The 20979-nt window shown below is 61.2% G+C and carries 19 protein-coding genes; 8 read left to right on the top strand and 11 right to left on the bottom strand.

What is annotated here, in order from left to right; genetic code table 11:
• Positions 1-63: 63 nt before the first annotated feature.
• Positions 64-1182, bottom strand: coding sequence for a sugar ABC transporter substrate-binding protein (locus BSY240_RS13850; RefSeq protein ID WP_171901576.1), 1119 nt, complete (start codon positions 1180-1182; stop codon positions 64-66).
• A gap of 198 nt (positions 1183-1380) precedes the next feature.
• On the opposite strand from BSY240_RS13850, the gene BSY240_RS13845 reads away from it, so the two are divergent.
• The 3 genes from BSY240_RS13845 to otnC are packed head-to-tail and all read left to right on the top strand — an operon-like array spanning position 1381 to position 4313.
• On the top strand, positions 1381-2382 hold the full coding sequence (locus tag BSY240_RS13845; protein ID WP_083229627.1) for a LacI family DNA-binding transcriptional regulator: 1002 nt from the start codon (positions 1381-1383) through the stop codon (positions 2380-2382).
• Between the two features lie 27 nt (positions 2383-2409).
• The gene (otnK, locus tag BSY240_RS13840) at positions 2410-3675 is read left to right on the top strand and encodes a 3-oxo-tetronate kinase (protein WP_069042695.1); all 1266 of its coding nucleotides are present in this window, start codon (positions 2410-2412) and stop codon (positions 3673-3675) included.
• Positions 3672-4313: a 3-oxo-tetronate 4-phosphate decarboxylase gene (gene otnC, locus BSY240_RS13835; RefSeq protein ID WP_069042694.1), complete on the top strand. Its 642-nt coding sequence runs from the start codon at positions 3672-3674 to the stop codon at positions 4311-4313. The genes otnK and otnC overlap by 4 nt, the downstream gene beginning before the upstream one ends.
• Before the next feature lie 87 nt (positions 4314-4400).
• On the opposite strand, the gene BSY240_RS13830 is transcribed toward otnC, so the two are convergent.
• The 7 genes from BSY240_RS13830 to BSY240_RS13800 all read right to left on the bottom strand — a co-directional run bounded on the left by BSY240_RS13830 (position 4401) and on the right by BSY240_RS13800 (position 11927).
• Positions 4401-5804 (bottom strand): mannitol dehydrogenase family protein, encoded by a 1404-nt coding sequence (locus BSY240_RS13830; RefSeq protein WP_054149295.1) that lies wholly within the window; start codon positions 5802-5804, stop codon positions 4401-4403.
• The gene (gene uxuA, locus BSY240_RS13825) at positions 5804-7003 is read right to left on the bottom strand and encodes a mannonate dehydratase (RefSeq protein ID WP_069042693.1); all 1200 of its coding nucleotides are present in this window, start codon (positions 7001-7003) and stop codon (positions 5804-5806) included. Before uxuA ends, BSY240_RS13830 begins: the two co-directional genes overlap by 1 nt.
• A complete protein-coding gene (locus BSY240_RS13820; RefSeq protein WP_054149297.1) occupies positions 7000-8070 on the bottom strand; it encodes an L-idonate 5-dehydrogenase in 1071 nt (356 codons plus the stop codon). Before BSY240_RS13820 ends, uxuA begins: the two co-directional genes overlap by 4 nt.
• Before the next feature lie 56 nt (positions 8071-8126).
• The gene (locus tag BSY240_RS13815; RefSeq protein WP_069042692.1) at positions 8127-9533 is read right to left on the bottom strand and encodes a TRAP transporter large permease; all 1407 of its coding nucleotides are present in this window, start codon (positions 9531-9533) and stop codon (positions 8127-8129) included.
• A gap of 3 nt (positions 9534-9536) precedes the next feature.
• Positions 9537-10112 carry a TRAP transporter small permease gene (locus BSY240_RS13810; RefSeq protein WP_069042691.1) on the bottom strand — a complete coding sequence of 192 codons (576 nt, stop codon included), beginning with the start codon at positions 10110-10112 and terminating at the stop codon, positions 9537-9539.
• Between the two features lie 68 nt (positions 10113-10180).
• Positions 10181-11155: a sialic acid TRAP transporter substrate-binding protein SiaP gene (locus BSY240_RS13805; RefSeq protein ID WP_054149300.1), complete on the bottom strand. Its 975-nt coding sequence runs from the start codon at positions 11153-11155 to the stop codon at positions 10181-10183.
• A gap of 58 nt (positions 11156-11213) precedes the next feature.
• Positions 11214-11927 carry a FadR/GntR family transcriptional regulator gene (locus BSY240_RS13800; protein WP_054149301.1) on the bottom strand — a complete coding sequence of 238 codons (714 nt, stop codon included), beginning with the start codon at positions 11925-11927 and terminating at the stop codon, positions 11214-11216.
• Between the two features lie 321 nt (positions 11928-12248).
• Here BSY240_RS13800 and BSY240_RS13795 point away from each other — a divergent pair, with 321 nt between their 5' ends.
• Together BSY240_RS13795 and BSY240_RS13790 are read left to right on the top strand one after the other, a co-directional pair.
• Positions 12249-13277, top strand: a complete 1029-nt coding sequence (locus tag BSY240_RS13795; protein ID WP_069043981.1) for a four-carbon acid sugar kinase family protein — start codon at positions 12249-12251, stop codon at positions 13275-13277.
• Between the two features lie 2 nt (positions 13278-13279).
• Entirely contained in the window at positions 13280-14005 is a 726-nt protein-coding gene (locus BSY240_RS13790; protein ID WP_054149302.1) for a FadR/GntR family transcriptional regulator, read from the top strand.
• A gap of 75 nt (positions 14006-14080) precedes the next feature.
• Here BSY240_RS13790 and BSY240_RS13785 read toward each other — a convergent pair whose 3' ends face one another.
• The 3 genes from BSY240_RS13785 to BSY240_RS13775 are packed head-to-tail and all read right to left on the bottom strand — an operon-like array spanning position 14081 to position 17347.
• Positions 14081-15193, bottom strand: a complete 1113-nt coding sequence (locus tag BSY240_RS13785; protein ID WP_236759255.1) for an iron-containing alcohol dehydrogenase — start codon at positions 15191-15193, stop codon at positions 14081-14083.
• Between the two features lie 5 nt (positions 15194-15198).
• Positions 15199-16155 (bottom strand): 4-hydroxythreonine-4-phosphate dehydrogenase PdxA, encoded by a 957-nt coding sequence (pdxA, locus tag BSY240_RS13780; protein ID WP_054149304.1) that lies wholly within the window; start codon positions 16153-16155, stop codon positions 15199-15201.
• A gap of 1 nt (position 16156) precedes the next feature.
• Positions 16157-17347, bottom strand: coding sequence for a sialidase family protein (locus BSY240_RS13775; protein WP_069042689.1), 1191 nt, complete (start codon positions 17345-17347; stop codon positions 16157-16159).
• Positions 17348-17579: 232 nt separating this feature from the next.
• Here BSY240_RS13775 and BSY240_RS13770 point away from each other — a divergent pair, with 232 nt between their 5' ends.
• The 3 genes from BSY240_RS13770 to BSY240_RS13760 all read left to right on the top strand — a co-directional run bounded on the left by BSY240_RS13770 (position 17580) and on the right by BSY240_RS13760 (position 20972).
• Positions 17580-18455, top strand: coding sequence for a DMT family transporter (locus BSY240_RS13770; protein ID WP_069042688.1), 876 nt, complete (start codon positions 17580-17582; stop codon positions 18453-18455).
• Between the two features lie 23 nt (positions 18456-18478).
• The gene (locus BSY240_RS13765; protein WP_054149306.1) at positions 18479-19978 is read left to right on the top strand and encodes an ABC transporter substrate-binding protein; all 1500 of its coding nucleotides are present in this window, start codon (positions 18479-18481) and stop codon (positions 19976-19978) included.
• A 79-nt stretch (positions 19979-20057) separates the two neighbouring features.
• Positions 20058-20972 (top strand): ABC transporter permease, encoded by a 915-nt coding sequence (locus BSY240_RS13760; RefSeq protein ID WP_069042687.1) that lies wholly within the window; start codon positions 20058-20060, stop codon positions 20970-20972.
• Positions 20973-20979: the final 7 nt, after the last annotated feature.

Here is a 20979-nt window from a genome sequence, read left to right as displayed (position 1 = left end):
GTCCTGGGATGGGTCGGACGGCGGCACCTTCACAGGTCAGGCCCCGCCGCCCAGCCGGGAGGATCAGGTATTGTCGGGGCTCTGGCCGAGCAGCTCTTCCGGGGTGAAGACCGGGAAGCAGTTCGGATAGCCTGTCGTTGTGTAGAAGGTGTCCGGCAGGTTCGGGAAGTAGTCGGTGCCTTCCTTCAGCTCTGCATTGTCCTTGTTCGGGATCGGCAGGAACACCTTCTGCGGCAAGGCATTGCCTTCAAGCAGCGAGACAGCGGCTTCGAGTGCGACGGCCGACATGACAGGCGCCTGGGCTGCGGTGAGGCCCGGATATTTCCCTTCAGCGATCAGCTTGCGGGCGCCGTTGCCGGCATCGCCACCGATCGGAACGACCGGGTGACCGGCATTCTTCATGGCGTTCAGTGCGCCGATTGTGCCTTCCTGGACCATGACGCCGTCAAAGTTGCCATTGGTGGCGATCGCGTCGGCGGTGACCTTCTGGACGGTGCCGGCATCCCAGTTGCCCACCACCTGAACGACCTTGAGGCCCGGATGCTTGTCCAAAACGGAGCGCATGCCGAGATGGTTGTCACGGTCCGTCGCATTGCCCGGCAGGCCGGAGACTTCGAGAACGCTGCCCTCGACCTTGCCCTTCGCCTTCTCGATCTCACGCACGACGGCTTCCGCCTTCATCGCGCCGAGCTCGAACTGGTTTTCGTTCACCTGCACGATGGCATCGGTGTCGAGCACGTTGTCGAAGGGTACAAGCACTGTGCCGGCCTGTTCGGCGCGCTTGATGACGGAGGAGAAGGCGGTCGGGTTGACGGCGATGAAGGTGATCGCGTCGTAGCCGGCGGCGATGAAGTTGTCGATCGCAGCGATCTGGGCGGCGCTGTCATTGCCGACCGAGACGACGGTGAATTCGGACAGCTTTGCCTTGTTTTCTTCGCGGGCCGCCCAGGCCTTCGCGCCCTGGATGGCGGTCACGCGCCAGTCATTGCCGGCGAAGCCGTTGACGAACGCAACCTTGTAGGGGCCATCCCGCTTCTCGTACTTGATGACCTTGGCACTGTCGGGTGCTGCAGAGAAGCACTCCGGACGATGGGTGTCTTCGGCGCGGACGGCCGAACTGAAACTGAAGACGCAGAGCATCGCGGCCGACGCGGCAAGCGCGGCCTTGTTAAAGGTTCTCACGGTGAACTCCTCCCGAAGTGTAATCTCCCAGAAAGCGCTAATCTCAGCGCTAACATAATTTTTTAAGCACATCCTCTAGCCACGATCAAGCGAAATATGTTAGCGCTGAGATAAAGTTCATGGCACGGTCCTGAAGAGCAGATCGCGTGTCGCCGTCTTGGCCAATCGGGCAATGCGGCAGGGGAGGAGACGAAACAAATGCAGCCGGAGACGCCGACGCTCACTCATGTGGCTCGCCTGGCGAATGTCAGCGAGAACACCGTGTCACGGGTCATCCGCAACAAGGGCTCGATTGCGGAGGAAACCCGCAAGCGCGTTCTCGACGCCATCGACACGCTCGGCTACGTGCCCAATCGCGCGGCCGGCTCGCTCGCCTCCTCGGCCTCGCTGATCATTGGCGTGATCCTGCCGTCGCTCTCCAACATCGTTTTTCCTGAGGTGCTGCGCGGCATCCATGCCGGTCTCGCCGACACGCCTTATCAGCCGATGATCGGCGTCACCGATTATGACCTCGGCAAGGAGCAGCAACTCGTCTCCTCGCTGCTCGCCTGGCAGCCGACAGCCCTGATCACCACTGGCTTCGAACACACAGACGCTGCGCGCCGCATGCTGGAGAACAGCCGCATTCGCATTGCCGAACTTATGGACATCGACGATACGCCGATCGATCTCGCGGTTGGCCTGTCTCATCGACGGGCCGGTCGCGCGACAGCCGAGCATCTGGTGCGGCGCGGCTATAGCCGTATCGGTTATGTCGGTCACGATTGGACAGCCGACCGCCGCGCCCGCGCCCGCTATGACGGCCTCTGCGAAGCGCTGTCTGAAGCCGGCCTGTCGTTCTCCGTCGAGAAGCGCCATGACGGTCCGAGCTCAACGATTGCCGGCCGCGACACGCTGGCCGGTCTGCTGGCCGATGGCGCTGTGGCCGATGCCGTCGTCTTCTCGAACGACGACATGGCGGTCGGTGGCTTCATGCATTGTCTGGGCGCCGGTATTCCGGTGCCGGAGCGGCTCGCCCTTTTCGGCTTCAACGGGTTGGAAATAGGCCAGGCGCTGCCCAAGCCCCTGTCGACGGTCCGCTCGAACCGTTTCAACATCGGCAAGACAGCGGTCGAAGCGCTGCTCGCTCAGGCCGAACGGCCGGGCGAAGCGCAGATCATCGATACCGGATTTGCCATCATCGACGGCGCAACGGCCTGACCGCGCGCCACTTCACCGGAGACTACCATGCTTTTGGGCGCCATTGCCGACGACCTGACCGGAGCCACCGACCTTGCCCTGATGCTGTCACGGGAGGGCATGCGAACCATCCAGACGATCGGCGTTCCCAAGGCCGGCCTTGATCTCTCGGGCGTCGACGCAGTGGTGGTTGCGCTGAAGTCGCGCACCAATCCTGCAGCTGAAGCTGTCGCCATGTCGCTCGAAGCCCTCTCCTTCCTGCAAACGGCGGGTGCGATGCAGTTCCTGTTCAAATATTGCTCGACCTTTGATTCCAGTCCGGAAGGCAATATCGGTCCCGTCACCGAGGCGCTGATGCAGGCGCTCGGCACGGAGCTGACGATTGTCTGCCCGGCTTTCCCGGCCAATGGCCGAACCATTTACAAGGGCCATCTGTTTGTCGGCGACCAGCTGCTGTCCGATAGCCCGATGCGCAATCATCCGCTGACCCCGATGACCGACAGCTCGCTGGTTCGCCTGATGGCCGGCCAGTCGCAGCTGAAGGTGGGGCTGGTGACCCGTGAAACGGTCGGGCAGGGAGCTTCAGCCGTCGCGCAAGCCTTCGAAGCTGCGCGTGACAAGGGCGAACAGGCGCTGGTCGTCGATGCGTTGACCGATGCCGATCTCCGGGTGATCGGTGAGGCCGCTGCCGGACTGACCCTGATCACCGGCGGCTCCGGTATAGCGCTCGGTCTGCCTGAAAATTTCCGTCGCGCCGGCCGCTTGCGCTCTTCTGGAGACGCGCTCGCCTTTTCCGCGCCGGCGGGACGGTCGATGATCCTTGCCGGGTCTTGTTCGGATGCGACCCGCAGCCAGATCCGCACGGCGATCGAGGCGGGCGTGCCCGCGCTCAAGCTTGATCCTATCGAGATCGCCGAGGGACGTTTCCGGGTTGAGCAGGCTCTGTCCTGGGCACTCGGCCAGTCGGCACGGGCACCACTGATCTATTCGAGTGCCGAACCGGACGAGGTAAAGGCAGCCCAGGCTGCCCTCGGTCGCGAGAGGGCCGGATCGCTCATCGAGCATTTCCTCGCCGAGACCGCGCTCGGGCTCGAGGCCGCCGGTGTCCGTCGCCTGATCGTTGCCGGTGGCGAGACCTCGGGTGCCGTGGTCGGGGCGCTTGCACCCGACGCGCTCTTTATCGGTCCCGAGATAGATCCTGGCGTACCCTGGACGCTGACACTCGGACAGACGGAGCCGATGGCACTGGCGCTGAAGTCCGGGAATTTTGGTGCGCCCGATTTCTTCCTCAAGGCCTGGGAGATCCTGCCATGACGTCAATTCTTTCCGAGGAAACCCGCCTGCGCGACGAGATCGCCGAGGTCGGCAAATCCCTCTTCGATCGCTGCTTCACCTTCGGCTCGACCGGCAATATCAGCGCGCGGCTCTCGAATGGCGAGATGCTAATGACGCCGACCAATGCCTCCATGGGGTCGCTCGATCCCGGCCGACTGTCGAAATTCACCGCCGATGGCGTGCATGTCAGCGGCGACAAGCCGACCAAGGAAGCCTTCTTGCACCAATGCATGTATTGCGCGCGGGAAAGCTCGGGCGCCGTCGTGCATCTGCATTCCACCCATGCGGTAGCCGTCAGCATTCTCGACGGTCTTGATCCCAACGATGTTCTGCCGCCGCTGACGGCCTATTACGTGATGCGGGTCGGGCGCCTGCCGATGGCCCCCTATTATCCGCCAGGGGATGCAGCGCTCGCCGAAGCCGTGCGCGAAAGGGCTGAGCATAGCCATGCGGTCCTTCTGGCCAACCACGGCCCCGTCGTTGCGGGCAAGACGTTGAAAGAAGCACAGTATGCGATGGAGGAGCTGGAAGAGACCGCCAAGCTCTTCCTGATGCTGCGAGGCGAACGCTTAAGGCTGCTGACCTCCGCGCAGGTCGACGCTTTGCGCTCGCCCTAGCCCAATCGTCTGCTGCGCGGGCAGGCCTCGATGACCTTTAGCTGCAAGTCTGTTCTTCCCGCTTCTCCATGTCTTCGCCCTGATCAGCTAGAACGACAGGATCGCTGCGTTTATCCTGTCGCGCCAGTCGCGTGCATCGATCAGTTCCTGCGGGAATAGACCAGCTATTGCGAAAAACGGTGCGGAGGGGTCGGTGGCGCCCATGCTTGCCGCCGCCGCAATCACCTCGCTGCGACGGGGATCACCGCAATCACCTCGCTTCTTCACCGATGCCATCCAGACCCCCACTGCATAGGCCGTCGCGCCCGCTGTCTGACCTTTCGCCAACATGTCGACGGTGGGCGCCAAAAGCCGCTGCGGTAATTTTTGCGTGGTATCGAGCGCGATCTGGATATTGCGATGGTCGATTGTCGGATTGGAAAAGCGCGCCAGAAGATCGTCGATGTAAGCGGCAAGGTCGATGCCGTGCACCGGATCGAGCGTCGAGGCGACCTCTTCCATATGCAGGCGCGCTTTTGCCGCCAGATGCGGTACGGCCATCACGTCGCGAATATAGTCGAGATTTCCAAGGATCCCGAGATGGGCGAGCAGCGTATGCGTACCGTTGAGCAATCGTAGCTTCATCTTCTCATAGGGCTCGACATTCCCGGCGAAGATTGCGCCGCCGGCCTCCCAGGCGGGGCGACCGGAAACGAAGTCATCCTCGATGACCCATTGCAAAAATGGCTCCGTATCGATTGCCAGTGCGTCCAGGGCTCCGAGCAGCCTTTCGCCACGAATCCGGGTGGTGTCGGTGGCGGCGGGCACGATCCGGTCGACCATGGAGCAGGGAAACCGACCCTTATCGGCGATCCAATCGGCCAGCGCGGGATCGCGCAGTTGGGCCATCTCCAGAACCAGGCGACGCACGACATTGCCGTTGGATGGTAGATTGTCGCAACAGAGAACCGTGTAGGGTGCAAGCCCTGCAGCGCGCCGCAGGGCAAGCCCCTCAACGAGAAAGCCCAGCACACCAACGGGCGCATCTGGCCACTTAAGGTCCGCGGCAATGGCTTGATGAGCGTGGTCCAACCCGCCCGTTGCCGGATCAAGACCATAGGCCTTCTCCGACACGGTAAGCGTCACAACACGGATCGCCGGATCGGCCAGGGCTGAAAGCACCCGGGCGCCATCATTAGCGGCACAGATCCAGTCGACAGTCGCGCCGATGACTTCGGACTGATCGCCCGCCTCGCTCCGCGTAGTGATGGAATAGAGGCCATCCTGTGCTGCGAGCGCTTCGACCGGCTCGGACGAGCGCAGGTTTACGGCAATGATGCCCCAGGGTCCGAATTCGGCTTCCAGAGCATGCTGCGTGAACACTGCCTGATGCGCCCTGTGGAAGGCGCCGATCCCGATATGTACGATGCCGGGTTTTAGTTTCGTCCGGTCAAATTGCGGTTGACGAACCCTATCCGGAAGACCTGTCGTGCTGGAGAGCCTTTGCATCATCAGCCTCCCAGCCCGTATTGGGCATGCGACAGCGTGCGCTCGATGCCGCGAAGCTCTGCCAGGCCCTTGAGCCTGCCGATGGCGGGGTAGCCCGGCTGTGCCCCACGCGTCAGGTCATCGAGGATTTCCTGTCCATGGTCGGGGCGCATGGGAATTTGGTGATCTTCACGCCCTTCCTTGCGCCGTTTTGCCTCCTCCGTGATCAAGGCTGCGATGACAGCCACCATGTCGGTCCCGCCTTCCAGATGTTCGTCCTCAAAAAAGGAGCAGGGGACTGTGTCGGTGTCGCGGGTCACGTTGCGGAGGTGGACGAAGTGGATGCGGTCGGCAAAGCGCTTGGCAAGAAAAGGCAGATCATTGTCAGGGCGCGCGCCGAGTGATCCGGTGCAGAGCGTCACACCGTTGGCGCGAATATCGACGGCATCCAGCATATGCGCATAGTCGGCCTCTGTTGAAAGTATGCGCGGCAGACCGAGCAGCGACCAGGGTGGATCATCGCCGTGTGCGCAGATATTGATGCCGACCTGCTGGGCGACCGGCGCGACTTCGCTCAGGAAATCGACGAGGTTTTGCTGCAGCCGTTCGCGGTTGACGCCTTGATAGGAGCGGAGCTTCTCAAGCAACTGCTCGAGCGTGTAGCCATCGGCCGAGCCCGGCAGGCCAGCACCGATATTCTTGCCGAGGGCCGCGATCTTGGCATCCTCCATGCCGGAGAAACGCCGTGCTGCCTCGTCGGTCAGCCAGTCCGGATAGTCTGCGGCAGCCTCGGGGCGGTTCAGGATATGGATGTCGAAAGCTGCGAAATCGACGAGATCAAAGCGCATGGCTTTGGCGCCGTGACCCGTCTCCCACCGCAAATCCGTCCGCGTCCAGTCGAGGATCGGCATGAAGTTATAGCAGACTGTTCGTATACCCGAGGCCGACAGGCGTCTGAGCGTTTCCTGCCAGTTGGCGATGTGGCGCTTCCAGTCGCCGGTCTGTGTCTTGATGTCCTCGGACACCGGAATGCTCTCGACCACATCCCAAACGAGGCCCCCTGCGCGGATCGCGTCATGCCGTCTGGCAATCTCGTCTTCTGGCCAGAGCTCTCCGGTTGCGATGTGATGCAATGCCGACACGATGCCCTCGGCGCCGGCCTGCGCCGCATCTCTCACACTGACTTTGTCGATGGGGCCGAACCAGCGCCAGGTATGTCTCATCTCTCGTCCTTTAGGCTTTTATCCGTCTGTTGAAATGTGATCTGCACCTTGCAGGCCTTCGAGCGGTCACCGGCCTGTTCAAACGCCTCCACTACCGCATCGAGTGGGAAACTGTGGGAGATGATCGGACGCACATCGATCTGGCGCGTCGAGATCAAGGCGACGGCCTCAGAGAATTCCTCATGGAACCGCTGCGAGCCGCGCCAGACGATTTCCTTGCCGACCAGTGCGTTGAGGGGAATGGTGACGTCGCCAGTCACGCCGACCTGGACCAGAATGCCCCGCGGCTTGATCGCAGTAAACGCGGAGCGCAGGGCAGTTCCAGCCGCTGAGCAGTCGAAGACCACGTCGAAATAGCCCTTGTGTTCCGTGAAGGGCAGAAGACCGTCCGGCTCGCTTTTTACATTGATGGCTTGCGTGGCGCCCATCGAGAGCGCACGCGACAAGGCGGAGTCGGCCAGATCCGTGACCACGATCTGGCCGGCACCTGCATGATGCGCGGCGGCCACGGTCAAGAGACCGATCGGCCCCGCGCCCGTGACAAGAACGGCCTTGCTGTTGAGATCGCCGGCCTGAGCGATTGCATGGAGGCAGACCGCCAGCGGCTCTGCGCAGGCCGCTTCTCCCGGTGTGACGCCCCCACCCACCGGATGGCATTGAATGGCGGGCACGACCAAGTGCTCGCGAAACATGCCGTCTTCATGCGGCAAGCGCATGGCCGAGCCCATGAAGCGCATGTCCAGGCAGTGAATGGGTTGCCCGATCCGGCAATACTGGCACTGGCCGCAGGGTTGGGACGGATTGACCGCCACAAGTTGCCCAAGTTCAAGACCTGAAACACCGTCGCCAATTTCCTCCACAAAGCCGGAGGCTTCGTGACCGGCGATGATCGGTTCGCGGACACGGACCGGGCCAAAGCCGCCATCCTGGTAATAGTGCAGGTCCGAGCCGCAGATGCCGCCTGCCGCCATGGCAAGCCGAACCTCTCCAGCTCGACATGTCGAATAGTCGAGATGCTCAACGCGCAGGTCGCGCTCAGCATGAAGGCGGGCAACGCGAGTTTGCATCGCACAGAGACCTTTCGTTCAAGACCGAGATCAGCCCGCCAGTGCGGACCGGCAGATCAACGGATCAGACCGAGTTGCGTCGGCAGCCACATGGTGATGGCTGGGATGAAGGTGATGAGTCCGAGCGCCAGGAAGAGCGGGATCATCCAGGGCAGGATGGCCAGCGTCGTCTTTTCCACCGACAGCTTGGAGATGCGCGACAGCACGAAAAGTACCATGCCGACGGGTGGGGTCAGAAGCCCGATCATGAGGTTGAGCGTGATGATCACGCCGAGATGTACCGGATCGATGCCGTAGCGGGCCGCAATCGGCATCAGGATCGGCACAAGGATGCTGATCGCGGCAATCGTATCGAGGAAGGCGCCGACGACCAACAAAAGGACGTTGACGATGATCAGGAACATCCACCAGTTGTCAGTCAGGTTGAACATGAAGTCTGCGAACAGCTGCGCTGCCTGGCTCACCGTCAACAGCCAGGCGAATATCGACGCGGCGGTGACGATGAACAGCACCGAGGCCGTGGTCTCGATGGTGTCGAACGAGGCCTTAGCCAGCGTCCTCACCGTCATTGTCCGGTAGCGGACGAGCCCGAGAAACAACGACCACAGAACGGCCGCGACGGCCGCCTCTGTCGGCGTGAACCAGCCCATCGTCATGCCGCCGATCAGCAGCACGGGTGTCATCAGCGCCATGACCGCGGAAAAGTCGAAATACCAGTCGAGCGCCACGAGAACCGCAAGTCCGATCAGCACCGCGATATTGACCGACATTCCCGCCAGGATCATCAGGTAGATGGCGCCAGGGAAGGCGAGGACGATCACCACTTCCAGCGAGGCAGCCAGCAATTGCTTCAGCTCGAATGGGGTATCAGAGCCCCAGCCCTTGCGCTTGGCGAAGATGTAAACCGTCAGCATCATCAGGATCGTCATGACGACCCCTGGAATGATGCCAGCCATGAACAGCGCCCCGATGGAGGCATTGGCCATCATGCCGTAAATGACGAAGGGCAGAGATGGCGGGAAGATGGGACCCAGAGTGGCTGAGGCCGCGGTAACCCCAACGGCGGCCTCCACCGGATAGCCATGGTCCTTCATGGCCTTGATTTCGATGGTCCCAATGCCGGCGGCATCGGCAAGCGCCGTTCCGGACATGCCGGAGAAAACCACGGAGCCGATGATGTTGACCTGCGCCAAGCCACCCTTCATCCAGCCGACGAGTGACAGGGCAAACTTGTAGATGCGGCCCGTCACCCCGGCAATGTTCATGAGATTGCCGGCCAGAATGAAGAAGGGCACCGCAATCAGAGGGAAGCTCTCGACACCGGCGATCATGCGTTGGGCCGCGATGATGTCAGGGGCAACGCCATAGATCACGAGATAGGCGAGTGATGCGACGGCCATGGAGACCGCAACCGGCGTGCCGAGGATCAACAGAAACAGAAAGGAACCGATGAGAAGCAGCATAGTCTAGATCCCCCCTGCGTGAATGTCTTCCTGCGCCCTCTGGCGCGCGGTTTTCGTCCCCGTCAGATCCTTGACGAGGTTATTGATGGAGCGGACAGACATCAGCGCAAAGGCTGCAAAGACGGTATAGAAGACGATGCCACGTGGCAGGTCCACGGTGACCATGCGCTCCCCGCCGACAATCTCCAGATAGCGCCACATCAACCAGGTCATGTAGGCGAAGAAGGCGATGCCGATGGCATCGACGACCGTTTCGAGCACCCTGACCGCCCGCGTTGGCAGAAAGCGGTAGAGCAGGTCCACCTGGATATGCCGCATGGTGCGCACGCACATGACTGACCCCATGAAGACGACCACGACGAGGCAGTTGGCTGCGATTTCCTCGGTCCAGGAAAAGCTGTTGTTCAAAACGTAGCGTGTAAAGAACTGCAGAAATACGGCTAGGCCCATGCCCCAGAAGACGGCCAGCGTTACCCAGTCTTCGATGGCGTGATGCGATAGATCAATTGGCGTGGCTTCCTCCTCGAAAGCATGCGCCATCTCCTCCACACTGATCGGCGCGTGCGGGTGCTCCGTCATGGGTCGGCTCCAATTCTCTATGATTTGAAAATGGGTCCCGGCGCCGGACAGGCGCCGGGACGGCGCCATTACTTGATGGCGCGGATGGCTTCCCAATCAGCCTTGTCGTAGCCGAAGTCCTCGAACTTCGCCTTGGCGATGACATTCGCTTCGAAGTCAGCCTTGTCGACTTCGGTAACTGTGATGCCCTTCGCCTTGAACTCGTCAACGAGCGCCATTTCACGGGCTTCGATGGTCTTTGTCGTGCGTGCTGCTGCTTCCAGCATCACTTCGGTGAAGATCGCCTTGTCTTCATCCGACAGACTTGCCCAACGGGTCTTGGAAACCACCGTGTTCAGGTGGTCAACGATGTGGCCGGTGAGCACGATGTTCTTCTGGACTTCGTAGAACTTCTTGGCCTCGATCGTCGTCAGCGGGTTTTCCTGGGCTTCGACCGTGCCATTCTGCAGAGCGAGATAAACTTCCGCAAAAGCGATCGGTGTTGTGTTAGCGCCGCAGGCCCGCGGCATTGCCAGGTAGGCCGGCACATCCGGCACGCGGATCTTCAAGCCCTCCATGTCGGCGCATTTGCCGATCGGGCGGTTTGAGGTCGTATGCCGCGTTCCGTAGTAGCTGACGGCGACGATATGGTTGCCGGTCTTTTCTTCATAGCCGGCGGTCAGTTTCTTGAAGACGTCGCTCTTCGTGTAGGCCAGGAGATGGCTCGGGTCGCGGAAGATATAGGGATAGTAGGTGACGCCGATCGGATTGTGGTCGCGTGCGGCAAAGCTCGAACCTGAGATGATGATGTCGACGGTGCCGAGCTTGAGACCCTGGTTGATGTCGGCTTCCTTGCCGAGTTGCGAAGCCGGAAAGACGTCGATCTTGTACCGGCCTTCGGTTCGCTTGGCGATCTCTTCTGCCGCCCAGACGGAATCCGTGTGGAAGGGCTCCGAGGTTTCATAAACATGGGCCCATTTCAGAACGGTCTCGGCATGGGCCGAGACCGTGGACGCGACAATCACTGCCGCTGCTCCAAGAAGCGTCTTAAGTGTCAGTTTCATGTATTCCTCCCATTGAAACAGAACTCTTTGGAAAACCGTCGGCGCAAGGCCTGAACGGTCAGTCTTCTCTGGTCGGCTCCTCCTCAAAGCTTTCCGAGAATCTCCTCTGCGCCAGCGTCAGATGGCGCCGCATGGCCTCTCGGGCACCGTCCGGGTCCCGGGCTGCGATCGCGTTGCGAATGATGCGGTGCTCTTCGAGCGCCAGCTTCCAGGTATGTGGCCCCTCGAAATAGCTGGCCAGCTTCTTGAAATACGGCGACATGCGCGAATCGTAGATCAGGCCAGTAAAGTGCTTGAGCGCCGAATTGCCGATGATGTCGGCGATCGCCGTATGGAAATCGCGGTCGCACGCCAGCGCCACCGCGCCATCGTCCAGTGCGCCCTCCATGCGGTCCAGGATGGCGTCGATACGCATGAGACTTTCCGCCGTAGCAAGCCTTGCGGCCTCTTCCGCGATGCCGCTTTCGATCAGGCAGCGCGCCTGCAGGATTTCCAGCGGTCCTTCGCTGTCATCATGGTCGATCGCATCCAGGGTCGGCCCGGGCCGGCTGCTGATGTAGACACCAGAGCCCATGCGGATCTGAATGTGTCCCTCGACCTCGAGCACGATCAGCGCTTCACGGACAGTCGGTCTTGAGACCGAAAAACGGTCTGCGAGCTCCCTCTCGGGCGGAAGCCGTGAGCCCGGCTTCAATTCACCCGTTTCGATGAGCGCACGGATCTGCTCCGCGACCTGGCGATAAAGCCGGCGCGGCTCCAAAGCCACGAACATGAAAATCCTCCGAGCGTATCACTCCCCTGATACGCAGGCGGTCAGATTGTCTGACCAATTTTGAGTATGATTTTTTAATCGATCCTGTCAAGCGGGTTTGCAACAGGGCCGAGTGTGGCGGTTCGTCGGAGGGTGCTCAGTTGCGCTGGAGGAAGGGCTGCGCTCGAACGGGCATCGAGCAGGTTAGCATGTCTGGAGAAGCAGGCGGAACGGTGCTCGCCAAGCTGGCGTTCTCAGGCTATGATTTGTTATCTTGCTGTTGCATCGTTCTGGAAATGCGATCATATTTCGATCAAGAAGATAACAACATGGAGCATGATGGTGCTTGTCATCATTGCCGATGATCTGACCGGAGCATTGGACACAGCTGCCCCCTTTGCCGCGCGCGGGCTGCATACCGAAGTCGCCTTGACGCCGAATGCGGTCCCGTCAGGGCTTTCGCAGTTGCCAGCTGTCCTGTCGATCAATCTGGCCTCTCGGGAGCGGTCTGCAGAAGATGCGTTCCAAGCCATGCGTCAGGTGATGGAAGCACTGCCGCCCAATGTCACGCTGTTCAAAAAGGTCGACTCGCGCCTCAAGGGGCATATCGCAGTCGAGCTTGATGCCATTCCATTCAAGCGGGCACTTGTCGCGCCCGCTATTCCTGCCTTTGGCCGCGTCGTCCGCGACGGACTTGTCCAGGGATTTGGAGTGCCGACGCCCATTTCCGTGGCGAACGCCTTGGGTCACCATGCAGCGCGATGCAGCATCGTCGATGCAGCGACAGATCAGGACATGCGTGATGCTCTGGCGGGCGCCCACGCAGAGGGCATCGATCTCTTCATCGGCGCAAGAGGGCTTGCCGAGGCATTGGCTGTCGAGATGACCGGCCAGCCGATGTCCGAGCTGGTTGAGCCTCCCATCGGCCCCGCACTCTTTGTCATCGGGTCGTATGATCGCATCACCGTGGAGCAGGTCGATCGCTTGCGCGAGATGGAGGCTGTGAACCACCATCCGGCACCCAACGGCTTGCTGGAGATTGTCGCCCAACCGCATACGTTCCCAATACTTGTGCAGGCGGTCTCCGGCGACACAGAGATGAGCTCGGAGGAGGTCGCTCGAAACCTTGCGTCCTCAGTGCACCCCGAGTTGACTGTGGGTGCTCGCACTCTGCTCCTTTGCGGGGGTTCGACCGCAGAAGCCGTTATGGCTCGCATGGGGATCAAGTGTTTTCGTTTGCAGGGTGAATGTCTGCCAGGGCTCGGGCTGGCCTATGCCGGTGGGCAATGTATCATCGCCAAATCAGGCGGATTCGGAGTGCCGGAAACATTGGTGATGCTCGCCGAAAAGCTGCATGGGGGCAGGGGCTGACAATGGGACTGCAAAGCGGAACGGCACGTAAGAGCCTGGCGGATCTGGTATTCGAGCGGATGCATCGGGCGATCAAATCGGGGTCTTACCAACCGGATGAGCGATTGCCGACCGAACACGATCTGGCGATCGAGTTCGAGGTATCCCGTCCGATCATTCGTGAAGCGCTCAGGCGCTTGCGCGAGCAGGGCTTCATCTATTCTCGCCGCGGCGCGGGCAGTTTCGTGCGCTCTGTCGGGATGAAGCAGCCGCTCGGCTTCGGTCAGCTGGAAAACGTTGCCGATCTTCTGAACTGCTACGAATTCCGCCTGAACCTCGAGCCGGCGGCGGCAGAAGCCGCAGCCCTGCGGCACACCCCCGGCATGCTCGCCGCGATCCGCGAGGCGCTTGAACTGATGCGGGATGCGACCAACAGGCAGGCGCACCGCGAAGATGCCGACTTCCAGTTCCATCTCGCGATCGCACGCGCTGCCAACAATACGTATTTTTCGACCGCCATGGAGGCGCTGAAGGATCACATCGCCGTAGGCATGCGCTTCCATGGGGTTTCCGTCAAACGGGACAATGCCGGCCTTTCACGGGTCTTTGCTGAGCATGAGGCAATCGCCGAGGCAATCGCGGCAGGCGAGGGCGCTCGCGCCAGGGAGTTGATGCACACACATCTGACCGGGTCACGCGCCCGCCTTTTCCAGTCCAGCGCTTCTCTGGCAGCGGTTTCCGAGGGATGAGCGGAGAATGCTCAGCGCAGAATCAAAGAAGGGGCCGATTGGGCCCCTTCATTTTGTGCAGATGAAAATGGTCCGTCAGTACGCCGCTCTGTAGATTGCGAGCACGTCCTCGACCGCCATCTCGGCCGGATTGTTGTCCATCAGACGACGGTTGCCATGGGCTTCTGCTGCATAGCCGGCGAGCGCATCTTCTTTGGCACCGTGGCGGGAGAGCTGCATTTCGATATCGAGATCCGTGCAGAAGCGGCAGGCATTCTCCAGCAGGGCGTCGGGCGCGCTTGCACCGAACCCGAGGGCCTCGGCCACCTCCGCCGTCTTGTCTCGGACGACCGACTGGTTGAAGGCGAGCACATGCGGAAACACGATCGCGTTGGCGAGGCCATGCGGCAGACCGAGACGCGTACCGAGCGGATAGGCGATAGCATGTCCGGCCGCCGTGTTCACCGGCCCGAGGCAGATGCCGCCATAGTAGGACGCAAGCATCATGCCTTCGCGCGCTTCGGTGTCAGACCCGTCCTTGACGGCGCGGGCGAGATATTTGCCCACGAGGCGGAAACCCATGCGAGCAAAGCCATCGATCATCGGATGGGCGCGCTTGTTGGTAAAGGCCTCGACGCAATGGGCCATGGCGTCGACGCCTGTTGAGGCGGTGACTGCCGGCGGTACGGAGAAGGTCAGTTCCGGATCGAGGACTGCAATGTCGGCGATCATGTGCGGGCTTTCGACCGCGATCTTGGCGCCCTTCACCGGATCGGTGATCAGCGAGCGAATGCCCGCCTCGGAGCCCGTCCCGGCGGTTGTCGCGACCTGCACAAGGCGGGTGTTGCGGCCAGCCACCCTGTTGGGGCCTGCAACGTCGACGAGTGTCTGCTCGCTGTCCCACAAAGCGGCAACGAGCTTGGCCACGTCGAGGACAGAACCCCCGCCAAGCCCGACAACGACCTGGGGCCTGACCCTGCGCGCAACCGCAAGGGCCGCATCCAACGTCGCTACGTCAGGTTCGCCGGGGATCGCGTCGAAGATCTCGATCTTGCCGGGCAACATGAGCCGATCGATGAAGCCTGCCGTGATCGGGGTAGCAATGACGAGAACGGACGTTGCATCGTCCACAAGGCCGCCGACCTGGCTGATCGCGCCGGCGCCGACGATCAGGCGGCGCGGCTGGTGAAGGGTGATGGATGCGGTCATCAGGGTCATCCTTGCTGAGTCCGGCCGGCGACCAGCTTGCGGGCATAGGCGATGGCGGAATTCATGTTGCCGTGGTTTGCGATGCCCTTGCCCGCGATGTCGAAGGCGGTGCCGTGATCGACCGAGGTGCGGTCGATCGGCAGTTCGACGGAGACGTTGACGGCCGTGTCGAAGGCGACAAGCTTGATCGGGATATGGCCCTGGTCATGATATTGCGCGACCACGAGATCGAAGGCGCCGGAATAGGCGCGGTAGAAGACCGTATCGGCCGAAATCGGCCCCTGGACGTCGATGCCCTCGGCGCGCGCTGCGGCAACGGCGGGTGCAATCTGGTCGTCGTCTTCGGTGCCAAAGAGGCCGTTTTCGCCGCAATGGGGATTGATGCCGGCAACCGCGATGCGCGGCTTGTCGTAGCCGATGCGCTTGAGGTGGTCGTTGCCGGCCTTGATGGTCGCCAGCACCCGTTCGGTGGTCGCCCGGCGGATCGCTTCCTGCAGCGAAACATGGGTCGAGACATGGATGACCTTCAGGCGTTCCGAGGCAAGCAACATATAGGCGGCCTTCGAGCCTGTGAGGCTACGCAGCATCCCGGTATGGCCGTCATAATGGTGGCCGGCAAGGTTCAGGGCTTCCTTGTTGATCGGGGCCGTCACAATGCAGCCGATCGTTCCGGCTTCTGCATCGCGGACTGCCTTTTCGATAAAGCGGAAGGCGGCGTCGCCCGCGACGGGGCTCAAGGTGCCCCAGGGAAGCGGAGCGCCTTCCACCTCGACGTCGACGACATTGGGCACGAGATCAATGGACAGGCCCAGTGCATCACGTGCGGCGTTCAAGGTCGCGAGATTGCCGTAGATGCGTGTGGCCGCGCGGTCTTCTGCCGACATCTCGGCCAGGGCGCGGACCGAGATTTCGGGGCCGACGCCGCAGGGATCGCCCATGGTGATGCCGATAATGCCGCTCATGTCATTCTCCGTTTTCGGGACGATCCCAGCCGGGGGCGAGCCGGACATATTTGATCGCGCGTCGGTGATAGGTGTAGGCGATATGGAGCGATCCATCCTGATCTGCCAGCAGCCAGGGATAGGACATTTCCTTGTTTCGTCCATCGGTGGAATCGTTGGACAGGCAGGTTCCCCGGCCATCCTCGATCTGGATCCGCTGCGGGAATGTCAATCCGCCATCGCTCGAAATGCAGACTGTGACAGGCGCTCGCGGCACTCCCCAGATGGGGGCGCAGCCCCCGGTCGGGTCCGCCTCCGGCCTGTCGTCTTCCTCGCCGAGTTCGTCGTAGAGGGAGGTGCGACGGTCCGGGGAGGCCGCGGAGTTGATGGGATTGCAGATGACTGCAACACGCCCGTCGTCCAAAGCGATGGCCGCGAGCGAGGAGTTGTTGTTGGGCAGATCAGTCGGTGCGGGCGTGCTCCAGGTCCGGCCGGCGTCATGGCTCTCCGTCCGGTAGACGAAATCCGCCTGGCGACGCCGGAAAAATGCGGCCATCGTCGTGTCACTCAAAGCGACCGGGGACATGTGCACGCAGCCGATCGATTGGCTGAGTTCTTCCAGTCGCCAGGTTGCTCCGCCGTCTTCACTTATGCCAACGGCGGCGGTGTCATGACTGCCGTTCCACTTCTGGCCGTGGCGTGGGATGCATCTGAAGATCGGCAGGAGCCAGGTCCCATCAGCGCTGATCGCGACCGGTGCGCGCACGAAGCTGCCTCGGGGCAGGTCGAGATAGCGGCCGTCGGACGCCATCAAGACCGTCGGGTCCGACGCGTCGGTGGTGATTTCGGTCATGCGGATCCGGCATTCGTCCTGGTTGCCTGAGGGCTGCGAGGTATGAAACAGAAGCAGGCGCCCATCGGGTGCCTGAAACAAAACGGGGTTTTGCTCGGAATGATCGGGGTCGGAGCTCAGCTGCTGCGGCGGACCCCAGGCAGACGCACCCGCTGCAAGGACGGAAGCGTAGATGGAAATGTCCGACTTTCCTTCCAGCGATCCGCCAAACCAAGCGCAAATCAGACTGCCGTCTGCCTGTCTGTGCAGGAAGGATGCGTGGTTCTGCACCATCGGCGACGGAAGATAGGCCTCGGTCCGATCGGAATCCGACGTGGTGAGTATGCCGGTCATGCGCCGGGCAATGTCATCAGGTGTCATGGAATGCTCCTCTTGTCCTCCGAAGTCGATCATTTTTCCAAAGTTGTCAAGTTTGTTTATGTTGTAAACTGGCGGATACAGGTTTCGTATGTCCGCTATAGCATTGTAATAGTTGACATAAATTCTGAGATTTGGAGCCGGTGAATTTTACATCGGGAAATCATTTGACAAAGATGGCCGGAAGTTGGATGTTTTGAGCATGCCGACGTGGAGGTCGGTTCGGGAGGACGGTATGCATGCAGAAGGGAAAGGCGAGCGGGTTCCCGCTGCAGTGCTCTTTGCAGTCGGAGCGGCGGTCTTGGCTGCATCCGATGCCGTCATCGTGCGTGCTCTGGATGGTGCCGTGCATCCCTTCGTGATTGCCTTTTTCCGCGCCTTGTTCGGTGCCGCCGTGCTCCTGCCTTTCGTCGTTCTGCGGCCAAAGGTGCTGCAATCAACGCATACGCTCGGGCAGCACGCCATCAGGGCGCTTTTCAAGCTTTTGGCAATGGTCGCCTTCTTTGCTGCCTTCAGCATGGGGCCGCTTGCGGACGTCACGGCCATTGCCTTCATGTCCCCGATCTTCGTCGTGCTTGGCGCAACAGTCCTTCTTGGGGAGCTACCCGGCCTTTCGATGCTCTTTGCCGTCGTGGTCGGCTTTTCCGGCGCCATGGTCATCGTCGGGCCATCACCTTCGGGCTTCACGCTCGCAGTCGGGCTCGCTTTGGCGGGTGCGTTTCTGCAAGCCGCAATCCAGCTGATCCTGAAATCGATGTCGCGCGGTGACACGACCTCGACCCTGGTGGTCTGGAACCTTCTTTTGACCGTGCCGATTTCGCTCGCGCTCGCCGTACCCTTCTTCGCCATGCCGGGAAACCGGGAGCTGGCGCTGCTGGCCCTTCAGGGCGTTGTCGGCACCAGCTGCATGGGGTTGATGACGCATGCCATGTCGCTTGCCCCCGCAAGCGTTGTCGCGCCGGTCGATTTCCTGCGGTTGCCCCTCGTAGCCGTCGGCGGTTTTGCCCTGTTCAACGAAACCATCGGCCTGACCACCGTGGTCGGCGCTGTTCTGATCTGCCTCGCGGCTCTCATGGCTGCGCGCTCGCGAGGCGTGAAAGCTTCAAACTGAATTCATCTGGGAGGAGAATGAAAATGAGAAAGACTGCATTGCTTTGTGCCCTAGCCATGGGCACGTCCCTGTCACCAGCCTATGCCGGTTCCGGCCCGATCAAGGTCGTGCTGGCCGAAGAGGCTGATCTTCTCGAACCCTGCATGGCGACGCGCTCGAATATCGGTCGTATTATCATGGAGAATGTCAGCGAAACGCTGACCGAACTCGATGTGCGCGGCGGTGCTGGTGTTCAGCCGCGCCTCGCCGAGAAGTGGGAGCAGAATACCGACGGCAGCTGGCGCTTCCATCTGCGTCAGGGGGTCAAGTTCTCCGACGGCACCGCCTTCGATGCCAAGGACGTCAAGCATAGCTTTGACCGCATCATGAGCGACAAGAACACCTGCGAATCCCGTCGTTACTTCGGCGGCATGACGGTCACGCCGACCGTCGTCGACGACTACACGGTTGATTTCAAGGCCGACCCGGTCCAGCCGATTCTGCCGCTGCTCCTCACTCTGGTCACGATCGTTCCGGAAGAAACACCGCTGGAATTTGTTCGCGAGCCGGTCGGGACAGGTCCCTACAAGCTCACCAACTGGACCCCTGGCCAGCAGATCGTTCTGACGGGTCGCGACGACTACTGGGGTGCGAAGCCCGAGGTGACGGAAGCAACCTATCTGTTCCGCGCTGACCCAGCGGTCCGTGCGGCCATGGTTCAGGCAGGCGAAGCCGATCTCTCTCCGTCCATTTCCCTGGTCGAAGCCACCAACCCGGCGACCGACTTCTCCTATCTGGACAGCGAAACCGTCTATCTGCGTGTCGATCACAACATCGAGCCGCTGAACGATGTCCGCATTCGCCGGGCGCTGAACCTTGCAGTCGATCGCGAGGCCTTCCTCGGCACGCTGCTGCCGGAGAGCGCACTGCTCGCCACCGCAATCGTGCCGCCACCGACACTCGGCTGGAATCCAGACGTCAAGGTGCCGTCCTATGATCCAGAGGCAGCCAAGAAGCTGATCGAAGAGGCAAAGGCGGATGGCGTGAAGGTCGATACACCGATCACCATCATTGCCCGTTCGGCCAACTTCCCGAACGTCACCGAGATCATGGAGGCGATCCAGCAGCAGATGCAGGAAGTCGGCCTCAAGATCGAGCTGAAGTTCGTTGAAGTCGCCGAACACGAGCAGTATTACTCGAAGCCGTTCGCAGAGGGCCGTGGTCCGCAGTTGGTCGCTGCCATGCACGACAACTCGAAGGGGGATCCGTCCTTCTCGATGTTCTTCAAATATGCAACGGAAGGTACGCAGTCCGGCTTCTCCGATCCGAAGGTCGACGACCTGATCCAGCGTGCATCGGCTGCTGTCGGCGATGATCGTGCAAAGCTCTGGTCGGAAGCGATCGCCTATCTGCATGACGAAGTGGTCGCCGATGTGCTTCTCTTCCACATGGTCGGTTTCTCGCGTGTCTCCGAGCGTCTGGACTTCAAGCCGACAATGGCGACGAATTCCATGCTCCAGCTCTCCGAGATCAAGATCAAGTAACCGTCTGGCGGGCGCCGCCCGTACCAATGCAAGACATGCGGCGGGATGATCCCGCCGCACCGTTTTCTTAGAGGACGCCATGCTGAGCTTCATCCGAAAACGCGCCGTGGCCAGTTTGATCTCGTTGGTCGGACTTGTGGTCATCGTCTTCTTCCTTTCTCGCCTGACAGGTGATCCGGCAGCCCTGTTCCTGCCGGTCGAAGCCTCCGAGGAGATGAAGAATCAGTTCCGGGAATTGCATGGCCTCAACGATCCCTTGCTGGTCCAGTTTGGCCGCTATGTCGGCGATGTCGTGACGGGTGATCTCGGCGAATCCCTGCGCAAGGCGCGGCCGGCGCTCGACGTGGTCCTCGAAGCTTTCGTCTGGACGCTATGGCTCGCCGTCATCACCATGAGCTTGGTGACCGCTGCCGCCATCGTTGTCGGCTCACTCGCCGCCTTCCGGGCCGGCGGCTTTTTCGACCGTTTCTCGTCCATCGTCTCGCTGGTGGGAGCCTCCGTCCCGGATTTCTGGCTGGCCATCGTCGCGATCGTCATCTTTGCGGTGAACCTCTCCTGGCTGCCGACGTCGGGGACTGGGTCAGTCTGGCATTGGATCCTGCCAATCGGCGTGCTCTTCGTCCGGCCTTTCGGCATCATCGTGCAGGTCGTGCGGGGCTCGATGATATCGGCGCTCTCATCGGCCTATGTCAAAACCGCGCGGGCCAAGGGTGTGAAGTCGACCCCGATCATCTTCATCCACGCGCTGCGCAACGCCATGTTGCCGGTCATCACCGTGATCGGCGATCAGGCTGCGAGCCTGCTCAACGGTGCCGTCATCATCGAAACCATCTTCGGCTTTCCGGGCGTGGGCAAGTTGATGATCGATTCCATCTTGCAGCGCGACTTCAATGTCGTGCTGGCCGCGATCCTCGTCACGGCGCTCGCCATCTTCCTCATGAACCTGCTGATCGATCTTGCCTATGCGCTTCTCGATCCCCGCATCCGGAATTGAGGAGAAG

The sequence above is a fragment of the Agrobacterium sp. RAC06 genome, from assembly GCF_001713475.1.
Lineage (GTDB): Bacteria > Pseudomonadota > Alphaproteobacteria > Rhizobiales > Rhizobiaceae > Allorhizobium.
The sequence above is the reverse complement of the archived record's forward strand: the minus strand, read 5'-3'. Positions and strand labels throughout refer to the sequence as shown.